Origin of the sequence: Bacillus changyiensis, from assembly GCF_027706145.1 — a bacterium.
Lineage (GTDB): Bacteria > Bacillota > Bacilli > Bacillales > Bacillaceae > Bacillus > Bacillus changyiensis.
The window spans coordinates 690,559-707,590 of record NZ_JAQFWW010000001.1 but is presented as its reverse complement, the minus strand read 5'-3'; the positions used below and the strand labels follow the sequence as shown (position 1 = coordinate 707,590).

Genomic DNA, 17,032 nt, shown 5'->3' with positions numbered 1-17,032 from the left:
TTACTTTTTATATGTGTGGTAAGGTGATGGGCATGGCAAAAAGAAAAAGAAAATCGAAAAAGAAGCAAAGACAAGTCAAAAAGACGAATCTTAAATTTGAATTGTACGGTTTAATTTGTATCGCCATTTCAATTATTGCGGTATTACAACTTGGTATCGCTGGTCAGACATTTATTTATATGTTTCGCTTTTTCGCAGGTGAATGGTTTATTTTATGTCTCATTCCGCTCTTTTTGACAGGTATATCACTATTCTGGAAGAAAAAAATGCCCCGCTTTTTAACGAGACGAAAAGCCGGAATTTATTGTATTGTTGCAAGTGTTTTGCTACTGTCTCATGTTCAGCTATTTCAACAATTAGCAGGCAGGTCAATGATTCAGTCTCCCAGTGTGATTCAAAATACGTGGAATCTATTTTTAATGGATATCAAAACCGAAGTAGGTCCTCAAGATCTTGGTGGCGGAATGATCGGAGCTTTACTGTTTGCAGCATCCTATTTTCTCTTTGCTTCAACAGGCTCGAAAATTATTGCGATTTTTTTGATCTTGATTGGTCTACTCCTAATCACTGATCGTTCACTTCAAGAGACAATCATGAAATGGTTGGGACCAACTGCATCTTTTATTAAAAATCAGTGGCGGGCGTTTCTCAATGATCTCAAACAACTTAGAACTCATTCTTCAAAAAAGGCATCAGGAAAAAAACAGAAGACACAGCGAAAATCGAAGTCACCTGAAACTCCTGTTCAAGATGTGGAAATAGATTCCGATCCAGTTATCCAATCAGAGCCGATTATATCAAGTTTTGCAGATCGTGATGAACAGCTTGATGATCAAGTTGTTGAATCCCCTGAACCATTGGACAAGACTGTTGAGTCAGAGGAGATTAAAACAATCAAAACCTCTCCTGAGATGACTTTTACAGAGCTTGAAAATAAAGATTATCAGCTTCCACCAATTCAGTTACTTGATGATCCGAAGCATTCGGGTCAGCAGACTGACAAAAAAAATATTTATGACAATGCCAGAAAACTTGAGAAAACGTTTCAAAGTTTCGGAGTGAAAGCAAAAGTTACTCAAGTTCACCTTGGCCCTGCAGTAACAAAATATGAGGTCTATCCTGATGTCGGTGTTAAAGTCAGCAAGATTGTCAATTTGAGTGACGATTTAGCACTTGCACTTGCTGCTAAAGATATTCGTATTGAAGCTCCAATACCAGGAAAATCAGCGATTGGAATTGAAGTGCCGAATGCGGAAGTTGCAATGGTTTCCTTAAAAGAAGTATTAGAATCTAAATTCAATGACCGTCCTGATGCAAAACTAATGATCGGACTTGGAAGAAATATTTCCGGTGAAGCGGTGTTAGCTGAATTGAATAAAATGCCGCATCTTCTTGTTGCAGGGGCAACTGGAAGCGGAAAAAGTGTCTGTGTCAACGGTATTATCACAAGCATTTTAATGAGAGCAAAACCGCATGAAGTCAAGATGATGATGATTGATCCGAAAATGGTTGAACTTAATGTTTATAACGGAATTCCTCATTTGCTCGCTCCTGTTGTCACAGATCCGAAAAAAGCATCACAAGCTTTAAAAAAGGTTGTCAATGAAATGGAACGGCGCTATGAGTTATTTTCCCATACTGGAACAAGAAATATTGAAGGGTATAACGAACACATCAGAAGAACGAATTCAGCTGAAGAAGCAAAACAACCCGAACTTCCATATATCATCGTCATTGTTGATGAGCTTGCTGATTTGATGATGGTTGCATCTTCTGATGTTGAAGATTCGATTACAAGACTCTCACAAATGGCACGAGCGGCTGGAATTCATTTGATTATTGCGACACAGCGTCCTTCTGTTGATGTTATTACAGGGGTGATTAAAGCCAATATTCCGTCAAGAATTGCTTTCAGTGTATCTTCACAGACTGACTCGCGAACGATTCTTGATATGGGTGGAGCAGAAAAACTTCTTGGAAGAGGGGACATGCTGTTTTTACCAGTTGGAGCAAATAAACCGCTTCGTGTTCAAGGAGCTTTTTTATCAGACGAAGAAGTAGAAAAAATCGTTGACCATGTCATTGAACAGCAAAAGGCTCAATATCAAGAAGAGATGATTCCTGAGGACACACCTGAAACGCTCAATGAAGTCACAGATGATCTTTATGATGAAGCAGTTGCACTTGTTGTCAGTATGCAGACAGCATCTGTTTCTATGCTGCAAAGAAGGTTTCGCATTGGCTATACGAGGGCGGCTAGGCTCATCGATGCCATGGAGGAACGAGGAATTGTTGGACCTTATGAAGGTTCAAAACCACGGGAGGTTTTAATGTCAAAAGATCAATATGAAGGGCTCTCATCTTGAAGAGGGGCATTCGGTATGAGTTTTAACCAAGTTTTTGGTTACGCATAAAAATATTATGTAAACCAAAAAGCTCTTTATTTATATGACAAAACATGATATAGTTGTTCTCAAATAAAGGGGTTTTTTATCTGATCTTGTCAGACGGAGGGAAAACATGTCTATAAAAGCTGACAATCAACATTTATGCTTAAAAGTGATTGATCGGATCAAAAATGATATCCAAAAAGGAATTTATCGCGAAAATGAACAGCTCCCGTCTGAGTTTGAGCTGTCAAAAATATTGGGTGTCACAAGATCAGCTTTACGTGAAGCGCTTCATATGTTGGAAGAGGAAAAAGTGATTTGCAGAAGGTATGGTGTAGGTACATTTGTAAACTCAAAACCTTTATTTCTTTCAGGCATTGAACAGCTAAACAGTGTCACAAAAACGATTGAGCAAGCGAGCATGATACCGGGAACGATTTTTCTGTCATCACGGGTAACTGTCCCAACTGAAGAAGACTTGCTTCATTTTCAAAATGAAGAAGAGAGCGAGATCTTTTTGCTTGAGCGGGTAAGAACGGCAAATGGAAGACCTGTTGTTTACTGCTTGGATAAAATACCGATGACGATTCTTCCAAAAGGATTTTCACACGGGCAGGAATCAATGTTCGAATGGTTAAAAGACGAAGCGGGGGCTGTGATTAGTTATGCGGTTACAGATATTGAACCAATTGGCTATCATGATACAATTTCCCAAATTCTTGAATGTGACCCTGAAACAGCTCTTTTATTGCTAAAGCAAATCCACTATGATCAAAATGACAGACCTGTATTATTTTCTTTAAATTATTTTCGGGCTGATAAATTCAGGTTTCATGTTGTCAGAAAATGTTTTTCATAAACAAACAGGCGCTTATCAGAGCGGCTGTTTTTTGTTTGCACATAAACATGCCTTCATTAAGCCAAACTATTAGATGATAGACATTTTCAATGAATTGGGTGAAACAGTTGAGCGAAAAAAAAGATGTTAAAAGCATTATCGCGTTGTCTTCCGTCCCGCTCGTGATGACGCTTGGTAACTCGATGCTGATTCCGGTGCTACCTGTTATTGAAAAAAAATTAAATATCTCTTCATTTCAAGTTTCGCTCATTATCACGGTTTACTCGATTGTAGCGATTCTTTGTATTCCGATCACCGGCTACTTATCAGATCGCTATGGAAGAAAAAAAATCATGTTGCCATGTTTGCTCATTGCATCCGCGGGGGGTGCAGTAGCCGGGATTGCTGCAGTGATGTTCAAAGACCCATATATCATGATTTTGGCAGGGCGTGTTCTTCAGGGAGTTGGTTCAGCAGGGGCAGCTCCAATCGTGATGCCATTTATCGGTGATTTATTTCAAAAAGATGAAGATATTAGCGCGGGACTTGGAGATATTGAGACTGCCAATACGGCTGGAAAAGTATTAAGCCCTATCCTAGGTGCTTTTTTAGCTTCATGGGTCTGGTTTATGCCATTTTGGTTTATTCCTGTTGTTTGTTTGATCAGCTTTTTCCTCGTCTTATTTTTTGTTCCTAAGCCAAAGGAAAAAGAAAACAGAGGTGATACGAAATCAGTCAAAGATTTTGCTAAATCTGTTCATGGAATTTTAAAACGGGAGGGGCGTTGGCTAGTGTCTATTTTTATGATTGGTGGCATTATTATGTTTCTATTGTTTGGCCTGCTTTTTTACCTGTCAGACAATCTTGAAAAAAAATATCAGATTGAAGGAATCATCAAGGGAGCGTTACTTAGCATCCCACTGCTTTTTTTGTCGGTCAGTTCATACTTAGCTGGAAAGCTGATTGGCAACAATAAAATCAGAATGAAAATATATGTGATCATCGGAATGGCCTTCCTTGTTTTGGCTTTTGCAGGACTGTGGTGGAAGCACAGTTTTTATCCGTTATTTTTATTTATGAGTCTCGGTGGTGTTGGAATCGGTATTGCTCTTCCTTCACTTGACGCGCTGATTACAGAAGGGATAGAAAAAGAAGAGCGGGGAACAATCTCCTCTTTTTATAACAGTATGAGGTTTATTGGAGTGGCTCTTGGACCGCCCGTTTTTGCCTATATGATGGCAGGTGCTGAGCGGGTCATTTTCATCGTATCGCTTTTAAGCAGTTTGGTTGCTCTAGCGCTTGTGTTATTTTATATAGATCCAAAGAAAAATGAAAATGAAGCGGTGGAAACAGTATAAATTCTTAATATCCAGAGATGAAACGTACTGGAAATCAAATAGTGCTGATATTGTGGTGACAAGACAATAGCCCATATTTGAACCGAGGTTCCACTTCTTCTCGTCTATTTTTCTGAATGAAGAGTATAAAGTTTGTCTGTGGCACCTAGTGACTGTTTTGTCATACAGTCAGTTCATTCTTCCGTCAAACGATCAATGTATTCTGTATAGTAGGTCAAGAGTGTTTTGATTTCCTTAATCATCCTCCAGTTGATATAATTACAACCAAACAGTATTAGAGTAATACGCATATATGGTCATAATACATAATAAAAAACAATAAAGGAGGCTCTTTATGACATACCTGAAGGAAATAAAGGGAAAACATCAGGGGTTGACATATCACATTGTCAAAACAGAAAAATTTAAAACGATTTCGATCATTTTTAAATTACTCTCCCCTTTAACAAACGAAGAAGTGACAAAAAGAGCTCTATTTCCGCATGTGCTTTTGCGGGGAACAAGTAAGTATCCTAGCACATCTGCATTCAGGACATACTTGGATGAGCTTTATGGAACTTCGGTATCGGCGGATTTATCTAAAAAGGGCGAACAGCATGTCATCACGTTTCGGCTTGATATTGCGAACGAAAAATATTTAAAAGAACAAACTCCTCTTTTAGAAAAAGGACTTGAGCTTGTTAGAGATGTCATTTTTTCACCTGCTCTTGAAGACGGTGTTTTTCATTCATTATATGTTTCACAAGAAAAGCGGACTTTAAAGCAAAGAATTCAAGCTGTTTATAACGATAAAATGCGTTATTCCAACTTAAGACTCATTCAAGAAATGTGCAAAGATGAACCTTATGCTTTACATGTCAATGGAGAGCTTAAAGATGTTGAAGATATTACCCCTCAAAGTCTTTATGAAACATATCAAAAAGCGCTTCGCGAAGACCAACTCGACTTATACATTGTTGGGGATGTTGATGAAAACCAAGTTGAACAATTGATTTCTTCGTATTTTAACGTAGAAGAAAGAAAGGGTCGAAAAGCTGCTGATATACAACGCAACCACAAGCCAGAGCCCCGTGAAGTGATCGAAGATGCAGATGTCAAACAAGGGAAACTGAACATGGGCTTTCGGACAAATACGGTTTTTACAGACCAAGATTATCCAGCTTTACTGTTGTTCAATGGACTATTCGGTGGTTTTTCTCATTCGAAATTGTTTATCAATGTTCGAGAAAAAGCGAGTCTTGCTTATTATGCCGCATCTCGAATTGAAAGTTTTAAGGGGCTCTTAATGGTGATGTCGGGAATTGAAGTGGGCAATTATCAAAAAGCTGTTGAGATTATCAATCAGCAATTTCAAGAAATGAAAAAAGGCAATTTCACAGAAGATGTCATCGATCAGACGAAAGCGGTGATTAAAAATCAGATTCTTGAAACGCTTGACACACCATATGGCTTAGTTGAATTCCTTTATCAACAGACTGCAGCTCAAACTGAGTTTGCTTTGGAAAAATGGCTTGCCAACATTGCCAACGTTTCAAAAGAAGACATCATAAAAGTGGGAGAAAAAATCGAATTGGATACCACATACTTTTTGAAAGGGACGGAGGGAGCATCTTGACAAAACCAATCGAGTTTAAACAACTGAAAGAAACGTTATATTATGAAAAAATGCCCGGTGGGCTTGATGTTTATGTCCTTCCGAAAGCGGGCTTCAACAAAACATATGCTGTGTTCACCACAAAATATGGTTCAATAGACAACCAATTCGTCCCACTAGGAAAAGATAACATGGTGCGTGTACCAGATGGGATTGCCCATTTTTTGGAACATAAGTTATTTGAAAAAGAAGACGGTGATATTTTTCAGGAATTCAGCAAACAAGGTGCAGCAGCAAACGCCTTTACATCGTTTACTAGAACGGCGTATCTCTTTTCAAGTACAGCAAATGTTGAGGAAAATTTAGAAACACTGATCAATTTTGTGCAAGATCCATATTTTACTGAGCAAACGGTTGAAAAAGAGAAAGGGATCATTGGCCAGGAGATCAACATGTATGATGATAATCCGGATTGGCGCCTGTTTTTCGGTCTAATCGACAATATGTATAAAGAACACCCTGTACAGATTGATATTGCCGGAACAATTGAAAGCATCTCCCATATTACGAAGGATCTTTTGTATGAATGCTATGAGACATTTTATCATCCAAGTAATATGTTGTTGTTTATCGTCGGTCCGGTAGATCCAGAAAAGATCATTCGCCAAGTTCGTGAAAATCAGCAGAATAAATCCTATACAGACCAGCCAGAAATTGTTCGCCAACATATAGAAGAACCAGCAGCTGTATATCAAAAAGAACAAGAAATCAAAATGAATGTCCAAAACGCGAAATGTTTAGTCGGTTTAAAAAGCGTTAATCCTTCAAATACTGGTGAACAGCTCTTACGACATGAGCTAACAATGAATCTAATTCTTGAGTGTTTGTTTGGCAAAAGCTCTACAGACTATGAGAGGATCTATGAAAAAGGTTATATTGATGAAACATTCAGCTATGATTATACGGAAGAGCATGGCTTTGGTTTTATTTCTGTAGGTGGTGACACGACAGAACCGGATCATCTTGCAGGTGAACTGAAACAAGTACTTTTCAAAGCAAAAGAATCGATCACAGCCGAAAAACTAGAATTAGCAAGAAAGAAAAAAATCGGCACGTATTTAAGATCATTGAACTCACCGGATTATATCGCGAATCAATTTACACGCTACGCTTTTTTGGAAACGAGTTTATTTGATATTGTATCTGTGCTTGAGTCGATCACATTGGAAGATGTGCAGCGAGTCATTGAAGAAGAAGTGAGAGAAGATTGTATCACTGTTTGCAAAGTTGTGCCGAAATAGAAGAATGGAGAAGATATTCAGCGTGAGCAACATTAAATCACGCTGGATTTTTCTTTTCTAAAAAGAAAGGTGGAACCAATGGCAAAATGGGCACTTATTACTGGAGCAAGTGGTGGAATTGGGCAATGTATCAGCGAAAGGCTTGCCCAAAATGGCTATCATTTACTCCTTCATTACCACACAAATAAAACAGCAGCCAGTCATCTTGCCAAGCGGCTGGCCGACAGTTATGGGATTCAGACAGAGATCATTGATAGTGATCTCACTGATTCAAAAGGGGCGGCAGCTATTTCCGCTTCTGTTAGAGAGCGGGAGCTTGAAGCTGTTGTTTTGAACAGCGGACAAAGCTATCATGGACTTGTCACTGACATGTCAGATCAAGATGTTCAAGAAATGGTACAGCTTCACATCTCAAGTCCATTTCTGTTAACAAGAAACTTACTGCCAGCTATGATCAAAAGGAAAACCGGTGTCATCGTCGCGATTACTTCGATTTGGGGCGAAACCGGGGCATCCTGTGAAGTGTTATACAGTATGACAAAGGGGGCGCAAAATTTGTTTGTGAAAGCTCTTGCAAAAGAGCTTGCCCCAAGTGGTATCAGAGTAAATGCTGTTTCTCCGGGAGCGGTTAAAACAAACATGATGGGAGCTTTCTCAAAAGAGGAAGTCACCATGCTGGCAGAAGAGATTCCGATGGGGAGACTCGCCAAGCCTGAAGAAGTTGCGGATGCAGTTGAGTTTTTACTTTCAGAAAAAGCATCATATATTACTGGCCAAATTTTATCGGTAAATGGTGGTTGGCATTGTTAAAAACATGTATAGTTTGTCATCCCTCCGAGAATAATAAATCTGTAACTTTAAGAGAATGGAGGGGCTTGATATGTCAGTACTGGACAACTGGGACCAGTGGAAAAACTTTTTGGGTGACCGTCTGAACGAAGCCCAGAATAAAGGAATGTCAAACGAAACCATCTCAGATCTAGCATATGAGATAGGTGATTACTTAGCGACTGAAGTCGATTCTAAAAACCATCAAGAAAGAGTACTTGCTGATTTGTGGAGTGTTGCTTCAGAAGAAGAGCAACGTGCCATTGCCAATGTGATGGTCAAGCTTGTCGAAAACAACGCCTCACATTAAATGGAGTGTAAGAAAAAAGTGAGGGTTTTCAGGGCACAGTGTTGAATAACCCTCACTTTTTTCATATCTACATCAATATCGATCATATAAAAAACTGCCTAGGATTTTCTAGGACAGTCTGAGAGAGTGTTTACTCTCTCTTTTTTGTAGCACAGTACGGTTTGTTTTTCTTCCATTCTCTTAAAAAACTCGCCCAATTTTGGAAAACGAACGTTTTTCTTATTTAATATAACATTCTGCTTTCTAATTAGGCCAAAATGCTTTATGATAAAGGAAGGTAAATTTTTGTCAAGATGATGTGTAGGGAGGTTCTCATTTGGCAAAACTCGAATGGTATCTAGAATATGAGATCCAAGTCAACCGCCCCGGACTTCTGGGAGACATATCCTCTTTGTTGGGGATGCTTTCAATTAATATTATTACAATTAACGGTGTTGATACTTCAAGAAGAGGACTTTTATTAAAATGCCGTCATATAGATCAAATTAAACGTCTTGAATCGATTTTGAATACAATGGAGACGATTAAGGTGACAAAGCTGAGAGAACCAAGGCTGAGGGATCGTCTCGCTGTAAGGCATGGTCGCTATATTCAACGGGATGCCGATGATAAAAAAACATTTCGTTTTGAGCGTGCAGAGCTCGGTCTGCTCGTCGATTTTATGGCTGAGCTGTTTAAACAAGACGGACATAAGCTGATTGGAATTCGCGGAATGCCGCGGGTAGGTAAAACAGAATCGATCGTCGCTTCCAGTGTTTGTGCCAGTAAAAGGTGGCTGTTTCTGTCTTCCACTCTTTTAAAACAAACGATTAGAAGTCAGTTAATTGCTGATGAGTATAGTACGGAAAATGTATTTATACTTGATGGCATTGTCTCTACAAGAAGAGGATCTGAACGCCATTTACAGCTCGTCAGTGAAATTATGCGGCTCTCTGCGACAAAAGTTGTCGAACATCCAGATATTTTTGTGCAAAATACTGAATATACGATGGATGACTTTGATTATATTATTGAATTGCGTAACAAACCTGATGAGGTTATTACATATGAACATGCCGAAGAACCACAAATGTTCGACCATTCTGGTTTTTCTGGCTTTGATTTTTAGAATGGAAGGTGTTTTGTTGTGACTGAACTAGGAATTCGGCTGAAAGAAGCCAGAGAGGAAAAAGGAATGTCGTTAGCCGACCTTCAAGCGGTAACAAAAATCCAAAAGAGATATTTAACAGCGCTTGAGGAAGGAAACTACGAAATTATACCAGGAAAGTTTTATGTGAGAGCTTTTATCAAACAGTACGCAGAAGCTGTTGGTTTGGACTCAGAGCTCTTATTTGAAGAGTATAAAAAGGATATCCCGAATTCTTATAATGACGATGTTTCTGAGCGGATTTCTTCTATTAAGCCACAGAAGGAACTTCCAAAATCAGCTTCTAAAGTGCTTGAGCTTTTGCCAACTTTGCTCGTTACCGCTGGGATTATTGTCGTGATCGCAATCATCTATGTGGTCATCCAAATGGTAAATGGTGGAGGAAACCAACATAAGGCTGACGATCCTAAAGCTGAGGAGTCACAAAGCAAGTACGAAGTCCCTAAAGATTCACCATTAACAAAAGAGAAGAAAGAAAATGGTGGCGCAGACGAGGACAAAAAAGAAGAAGATCAACAAAAGGCTGATAAAAAGGAAAAGTTGAGCATCAAAGCCACTGACAGTAAAGGGAGCTCGACAACCTATGAAGTATCAGGAGCTGATAAGCTGGAGCTTGAAATGAAAGCAACAGACAAATCTTGGGTTAGAGTTCAGGATGGAGAAGGACAGTCTCTTAAAGAAGGAATGATGAAAAAAGGAGAAACCTTTGAAAAAAATATAACCGATCAGAAACAGATTAATTTACGGATCGGAAATGCGCCTGGTGTAGAAATAAAACTTAATGGAGAAGTTCTTTCTTATGAACTTGATCCAAAGAGTGTGATAACACAAAACATAACGATTCAAAATAAGAAGGAGGAAAAGTCATCTTAACCATAGGCGAGATGACTTTTTCTTGCGTTCATCAACACTAAAACGATACATATGGAGGAACCTTAATGTTTAATTTACCAAACAAAATTACACTCTCAAGAATTGCGCTCATTCCTATTTTCATGATCATTATGCTTGTTCCATTTCAGTGGGGAACCTTGTCTTTCGGAACCGAATCAATCCCTGTTACTCATTTGGTTGGAGCACTATTGTTTATTTTTGCTTCTGTTACCGATTGGATTGACGGGTACTACGCGAGAAAGCTCAACCTGGTGACGAATTTCGGGAAATTCCTTGATCCTCTTGCAGATAAATTACTCGTTTCATCAGCGTTGATTATTTTGGTTCAGTACGATCTTGCCCCTGCTTGGATGGTGATTGTCATTATTAGCCGAGAATTTGCTGTAACAGGACTTCGTCTTGTACTCGCTGGCACAGGAGAAGTTGTAGCAGCCAATATGTTAGGAAAAGTAAAAACATGGGCACAGATTATTGCGATTTCAGCTTTGTTACTTCATAATCTGCCTTTTGAACTCGTGTCTTTCCCATTTGGCTTGCTTGCTTTATGGGTAGCAGTCTTTTTCACACTCATCTCTGGATGGGATTATTTTGTTAAAAACTGGGATGCTTTAAAAACATCGAACTAATTATTGGGGAAGTGGAAACAATGAAACTGGAAAGAAAAGCTGAAATTATTGCCGTCGGCTCAGAGCTTCTGCTCGGGCAGATCGTTAACACAAATGCGCAATTTATTAGCAAACACTTGGCTGAAATCGGGATCAATGTTTTTTATCACACGGCTGTTGGAGATAATCCTGATCGTTTAAAGCAAGCGATTCAAACCGCACATGAAAGATCTGATTTTCTGATTTTTTCAGGCGGACTTGGACCGACGAAAGATGATTTGACAAAAGAAACGATCGCAGAGGCTGTTGGAAGGCCTCTCAAGCTTGATACTGCAGCTTTTCAATCGATTGAAGATTATTTTAAAAAGACAAACCGTACAATGACTCCAAACAACCGGAAACAGGCGATGATTCTTGAAGGTTCGACTGTTTTGCCCAATCGATTTGGCATGGCACCAGGGATGTTTTTCGAGCATGAATCTCAGTTTTATATGCTTCTTCCTGGTCCACCGAAAGAATTGGAGCCAATGTTTGAAAATGAAGCGAAGCCGTTAATTTTAGAAAAACTTGCCTCTAAAGAAAGAATTGTTTCGAGAGTTCTCAGATTCTTTGGAATCGGAGAATCTCAGCTAGAAACCGATTTAGAAGATATTATTGATGCACAGACAAATCCGACAATTGCTCCTTTAGCGGCCGATGGAGAGGTCACACTCCGCTTAACGGCAAAACACACCAATATTTCTGAGACAAACCGACTTTTAAATGAAATGGAAGACCGTATTTTAGAGCGGGTCGGAGAGTTTTTTTACGGATATGGTCATACATCGCTTGTGGAAGAACTTGCAAAAGCTTGTGTCAAGAAAGGGATGACACTTTCTGCTGCAGAAAGCTTTACTGGTGGTCTGTTTTCTAGCTGGTTGACAGAGCTGAGCGGAGCATCTGAATACTTCAAAGGCGGTGTTGTCTGTTATACGAACGAACTGAAACGTGATGGTGTCGGAGTTGCGGAAGAAACCTTGAATCGTTTTGGTGCGGTCAGTGCCCAATGTGCGAAAGAACTTGCTGCAGGCATAAGAGACAAAACAGGCAGTGATATCGGAATCAGCTTTACAGGTGTTGCTGGTCCGAATACACAAGAGGGACACCCTCCAGGGAAAGTGTTTATGGCCATCTCAATAAATGGAAAACTTGAAGAGGTGTTTGAATTCATGTTTGCCGGTTCTAGATCAAGTATTCAAAGACGTTCAGCTAAATATGCTTGTTATCTGTTATTAAAAATGCTAGAAAGTAAGTCATAATAAGATTTTTCCTTTTCAAAAAGAATGTTTCTCTCTGAGGGATCATTCTTTTATTGTTTGTATTCGTTAAAAAAAACGAATATGCGTTCGCTTTTTTCTTGGCAAATTCGTATAAACAAGGTATAGTAGATATAGCGGAAGTGATAAAGGAGGAAAAATAGAATGAGTGATCGTCAGGCGGCCTTAGATATGGCGCTTAAACAAATAGAAAAACAGTTTGGTAAGGGTTCAATTATGAAGCTCGGTGAACAAACTGAAACAAGAATTTCAACTGTTCCGAGCGGTTCTTTAGCCCTCGATGCAGCCCTTGGTGTAGGCGGATATCCACGCGGCCGGATTATTGAAGTGTATGGACCGGAAAGCTCCGGTAAAACCACGGTGGCGCTTCATGCGATTGCTGAAGTTCAGCAACAGGGCGGTCAGGCGGCATTTATCGATGCTGAACATGCACTCGATCCAGTTTATGCGCAAAAATTGGGTGTCGATATTGATGAGCTTTTGCTATCACAACCTGACACAGGAGAACAAGCGCTTGAAATTGCGGAAGCGCTTGTCAGAAGCGGAGCTGTTGATATCGTTGTCATTGACTCTGTTGCAGCTCTTGTTCCGAAAGCTGAAATCGAAGGTGAAATGGGGGACACACATGTCGGACTGCAAGCAAGATTGATGTCCCAAGCGCTTCGGAAACTGTCCGGAGCGATTAATAAATCGAAAACGATCGCAATCTTTATTAACCAAATTCGTGAAAAAGTCGGTGTCATGTTTGGTAATCCTGAGACAACTCCTGGCGGAAGAGCACTGAAATTCTACTCATCTGTTCGCCTTGAAGTACGCCGTGCTGAACAGCTTAAACAAGGAAATGATGTCATGGGAAATAAGGCGAAAATCAAAGTCGTGAAAAACAAAGTGGCACCTCCTTTCCGGACAGCTGAAGTCGATATTATGTATGGTGAAGGCATTTCAAAAGAAGGAGAAATCATCGACCTTGGAACAGAGCTTGACATTGTCCAAAAAAGTGGAGCATGGTATTCTTATCAAGATGAACGTCTTGGGCAAGGACGTGAAAATGCAAAACAGTTCCTTAAAGAAAACAAAGATATCCTTCTTACCATTCAAGAGCAGATCAGGGAGCATTACGGACTAGATACAGGTAGTCCTGCTTCACAAGAAGAAGCTCAGGAAGAACTCGAAATTTAATCATGTAAGGTTGCCGGCGAAGATCGGCAGCCTTTTTCTGTGTTTAAGTGAGATGAGAAACGTTAAGACAGCAAGCTTGACAAGTATTTCCCACACAATTACAATGAAATTGTATCACTTGTTTTTCTTAACATGATTGATAAACATTTAAACTTGACAAGGGCAGTGAAACGATTTTCATTCCCTGTGAAGGTTCTGTATGTTGAGAGATAGCACAATGTACATGCCGACACTTACTTTTAGCAAGAAACAAGTTCATAGCAAGAGGAGGTGAAAGTATGAGTCCTTTAACAATTCTCATCTCCATTTTGCTGAGCCTATTCTGTTTAGTTGTTGGCTACTATGTTCGTAAAATCATTGCCGAAGCAAAAATTTCAGGTGCGCATCATGCAGCCGAACAAATTCTTGGAGACGCCAAGCGAGATGCGGAAGCGTTGAAAAAAGAAGCCCTTCTTGAAGCAAAGGACGAGATTCACACGCTTCGGATAGAAGCTGAACAAGAAGTTCGTGAAAGACGAAATGAGCTTCAAAAACAAGAAAACCGTTTACTTCAAAAGGAAGAGAACCTTGACCGAAAAGATGAATCATTAGATAAACGGGAAGCGATGTTGGAGAAGAAAGATCATTCTCTGAATGAACGACAACAACATATTGAAGAGATGGAAAGCAAAGTGGATGAAATGATTCGTATGCAGCAGTCAGAATTAGAGCGGATTTCTAGTCTGACGCGCGATGAAGCGAAACAAATCATTCTCGAACGAGTTGAAAATGAGCTTTCCCATGACATCGCGATCATGATGAAAGAAACTGAAAATCGTGCGAAAGAAGAGGCTGATAAAAAAGCAAAAAATATTCTTTCATTGGCCCTACAACGTTGTGCGGCTGATCATGTAGCTGAGACAACGGTTTCAGTTGTTAATCTTCCAAATGATGAGATGAAAGGGCGTATTATCGGACGTGAAGGGCGCAATATCCGTACATTGGAAACGTTGACGGGTATCGACCTTATCATCGACGATACACCGGAAGCTGTTATTCTTTCGGGATTTGACCCGATCAGACGGGAAACTGCTAGAATCGCTCTTGATAAACTCGTTCAGGATGGCCGCATTCATCCTGCCAGAATCGAAGAAATGGTTGAAAAATCCCGCCGTGAAGTGGATGATTATATTCGTGAAATGGGAGAACAAACGACTTTTGAAGTTGGTGTTCACGGTCTTCATCCGGATTTAATCAAAATTCTCGGCCGTTTAAAGTTCAGAACAAGCTATGGTCAAAATGTATTGAAACATTCCATGGAAGTGGCATTTTTGACCGGTCTAATGGCTTCAGAACTTGGAGAGGATGTCACACTTGCTAAACGGGCAGGACTTCTTCATGATATTGGAAAAGCGATTGATCACGAGGTGGAAGGAAGCCATGTTGAAATTGGTGTAGAACTTGCCACCAAGTACAAGGAGCATCCAGTCGTCATCAATAGTATCGCATCACATCACGGAGATCAGGAACCAACTTCCATCATCGCAGTGCTCGTGGCAGCAGCCGATGCGTTGTCAGCCGCAAGACCTGGTGCAAGAAGTGAAACGCTTGAAAACTATATTCGCCGGCTTGAAAAATTGGAAGAAATCTCTGAATCATATGAAGGTGTTGAAAAGTCATTTGCGATACAAGCTGGACGGGAAGTGCGGATCATGGTAAAACCAGATTCAATTAACGATCTAGAAGCCCATCGTCTGGCACGAAATATTCGAAAACGAATTGAGGACGAGCTAGATTATCCTGGACATATTAAAGTAACTGTGATCAGGGAAACAAGAGCAGTTGAATATGCAAAATAAAGTGGTGCAGCATGCATCGCTTTATTTTTTTGTTTTCTTATGTAACACTATTAAAAAGCCTATTTTAAAAAAGAAAGGGTCAAAACATGAGAATTCTATTTGTAGGAGATATTGTCGGTTCACCCGGCAGACATATGCTCAAAAGCTATTTACCAAAACTAAAACTAAAATATAAACCGCATGCCACCATCGTAAATGGAGAAAACGCTGCACATGGGAAAGGCATAACTGAAAAAATATATCATGAAATCATAGAAGCGGGAGCTGATGTGATCACAATGGGAAACCATACATGGGATAAAAGAGAAATATTCGATTTTATTGATGATGTTCCCAAGATGATCAGACCTGCTAACTTTCCGAAGAACACGCCAGGGAAAGGAATGACATATACAAAAGCAAACGGAAAGGAATTGGCTGTCATCAATCTGCAAGGTCGGACATTTCTTCCTCCGCTTGACTGTCCTTTTCAAAAAGTAGATGAGTTAATTGAAGAAGCTTCTCGAAGAACGCCGTATATTTTCATCGATTTTCATGCTGAAGCAACTAGTGAAAAACAGGCGATTGGCTGGTATACAGATGGGAGAGTGTCAGCTGTTGTCGGAACACATACACATGTTCAAACCGCTGATAATCGTGTGCTTGAAAAAGGTACAGCATATATTTCTGATGTGGGGATGACCGGTCCGTATGACGGAATTCTCGGAACGGACAAAGAAGCAGTGATCAAACGCTTTAAAACAAACCTTCCTGTTCGCTTTGAAGTTGCCGAAGGTCGTACGACATTAAGTGCAGTTGTCATAGATATCGATGAACAAAGTAAAAAAGCTGTTAAGATTGACCGAATTTTAATTAATGATGATCATATGTTTTTTGAATAGCATTTTAGAAAAATATTAAATAGAAAGCAGGAATATCCAGATCTTTTAGTGAATATAGTAAAAATGGAAGGTACCCTGCTATTTTTGAAAAGCAATATTGGGGATGGCTTTAGAAATAGCAACATCTAATAATGATTGTTCTAATGAACACTCACTTATCTATTGTAAATTTAGAGGGGGAGCAGGAATGGAAATATTAAAAGTTTCAGCAAAATCAAATCCGAATTCAGTTGCAGGTGCACTCGCAGGAGTTTTAAGAGAACGAGGAGCTGCAGAAATTCAAGCAATCGGAGCAGGAGCACTAAATCAGGCTGTAAAAGCTGTGGCGATTGCCCGTGGATTTGTCGCACCAAGTGGAGTTGATCTGATTTGTATCCCGGCCTTTACCGACATTCAAATTGACGGTGAAGAACGAACAGCGATTAAATTGATTGTAGAACCTCGCTGATAGACAAAGAACTTGCTATTCCATATGCTTCAACCTACTTACAGATGTAAGTGGGTTGTTTTTGGTTAAAGAAAATGGCGGTACAAAAACCTAAACACAAAAAAC

Annotated in this window: 15 protein-coding genes; all 15 read left to right on the top strand. The window is 39.7% G+C overall.

Features of this window, described 5'->3' with window-relative positions:
* Positions 1 to 32 precede the first annotated feature (32 nt).
* The 15 genes from PDT38_RS03745 to spoVS all read left to right on the top strand — a co-directional run bounded on the left by PDT38_RS03745 (position 33) and on the right by spoVS (position 16,927).
* Positions 33 to 2,366, top strand: a complete 2,334-nt coding sequence (locus PDT38_RS03745) for a DNA translocase FtsK (protein WP_270799110.1) — start codon at positions 33 to 35, stop codon at positions 2,364 to 2,366.
* Positions 2,367 to 2,520: 154 nt separating this feature from the next.
* On the top strand, positions 2,521 to 3,249 hold the full coding sequence (locus tag PDT38_RS03740) for a GntR family transcriptional regulator (RefSeq protein WP_270799108.1): 729 nt from the start codon (positions 2,521 to 2,523) through the stop codon (positions 3,247 to 3,249).
* 89 nt (positions 3,250 to 3,338) lie between these two features.
* Positions 3,339 to 4,586 (top strand): MFS transporter, encoded by a 1,248-nt coding sequence (locus PDT38_RS03735; RefSeq protein ID WP_270799106.1) that lies wholly within the window; start codon positions 3,339 to 3,341, stop codon positions 4,584 to 4,586.
* Positions 4,587 to 4,920: 334 nt separating this feature from the next.
* Entirely contained in the window at positions 4,921 to 6,201 is a 1,281-nt protein-coding gene (gene yfmF / locus PDT38_RS03730; protein ID WP_270799104.1) for an EF-P 5-aminopentanol modification-associated protein YfmF, read from the top strand.
* Positions 6,198 to 7,481, top strand: coding sequence for an EF-P 5-aminopentanol modification-associated protein YfmH (gene yfmH / locus PDT38_RS03725; protein WP_270799102.1), 1,284 nt, complete (start codon positions 6,198 to 6,200; stop codon positions 7,479 to 7,481). The genes yfmF and yfmH overlap by 4 nt, the downstream gene beginning before the upstream one ends.
* A 78-nt stretch (positions 7,482 to 7,559) precedes the next feature.
* Positions 7,560 to 8,291 carry an elongation factor P 5-aminopentanone reductase gene (gene ymfI / locus PDT38_RS03720; protein ID WP_270799100.1) on the top strand — a complete coding sequence of 244 codons (732 nt, stop codon included), beginning with the start codon at positions 7,560 to 7,562 and terminating at the stop codon, positions 8,289 to 8,291.
* Between the two features lie 70 nt (positions 8,292 to 8,361).
* The gene (locus tag PDT38_RS03715; protein ID WP_270799098.1) at positions 8,362 to 8,619 is read left to right on the top strand and encodes a DUF3243 domain-containing protein; all 258 of its coding nucleotides are present in this window, start codon (positions 8,362 to 8,364) and stop codon (positions 8,617 to 8,619) included.
* Positions 8,620 to 8,935: 316 nt separating this feature from the next.
* Positions 8,936 to 9,727: a YmfK family protein gene (locus PDT38_RS03710; protein ID WP_270799096.1), complete on the top strand. Its 792-nt coding sequence runs from the start codon at positions 8,936 to 8,938 to the stop codon at positions 9,725 to 9,727.
* An 18-nt stretch (positions 9,728 to 9,745) separates the two neighbouring features.
* The gene (locus PDT38_RS03705) at positions 9,746 to 10,639 is read left to right on the top strand and encodes a helix-turn-helix domain-containing protein (RefSeq protein WP_270799094.1); all 894 of its coding nucleotides are present in this window, start codon (positions 9,746 to 9,748) and stop codon (positions 10,637 to 10,639) included.
* A gap of 65 nt (positions 10,640 to 10,704) precedes the next feature.
* Positions 10,705 to 11,286 (top strand): CDP-diacylglycerol--glycerol-3-phosphate 3-phosphatidyltransferase, encoded by a 582-nt coding sequence (pgsA, locus tag PDT38_RS03700; protein ID WP_270799092.1) that lies wholly within the window; start codon positions 10,705 to 10,707, stop codon positions 11,284 to 11,286.
* Between the two features lie 20 nt (positions 11,287 to 11,306).
* Positions 11,307 to 12,563 (top strand): competence/damage-inducible protein A, encoded by a 1,257-nt coding sequence (locus tag PDT38_RS03695; RefSeq protein WP_270799091.1) that lies wholly within the window; start codon positions 11,307 to 11,309, stop codon positions 12,561 to 12,563.
* Positions 12,564 to 12,725: 162 nt separating this feature from the next.
* On the top strand, positions 12,726 to 13,760 hold the full coding sequence (gene recA / locus PDT38_RS03690; protein ID WP_270799090.1) for a recombinase RecA: 1,035 nt from the start codon (positions 12,726 to 12,728) through the stop codon (positions 13,758 to 13,760).
* 278 nt (positions 13,761 to 14,038) lie between these two features.
* The gene (rny, locus tag PDT38_RS03685) at positions 14,039 to 15,598 is read left to right on the top strand and encodes a ribonuclease Y (RefSeq protein ID WP_270799089.1); all 1,560 of its coding nucleotides are present in this window, start codon (positions 14,039 to 14,041) and stop codon (positions 15,596 to 15,598) included.
* 86 nt (positions 15,599 to 15,684) lie between these two features.
* Positions 15,685 to 16,479 (top strand): TIGR00282 family metallophosphoesterase, encoded by a 795-nt coding sequence (locus PDT38_RS03680; protein WP_270799088.1) that lies wholly within the window; start codon positions 15,685 to 15,687, stop codon positions 16,477 to 16,479.
* A gap of 187 nt (positions 16,480 to 16,666) precedes the next feature.
* The gene (gene spoVS / locus PDT38_RS03675; protein WP_003181955.1) at positions 16,667 to 16,927 is read left to right on the top strand and encodes a stage V sporulation protein SpoVS; all 261 of its coding nucleotides are present in this window, start codon (positions 16,667 to 16,669) and stop codon (positions 16,925 to 16,927) included.
* The last annotated feature ends 105 nt before the right edge of the window (positions 16,928 to 17,032 follow it).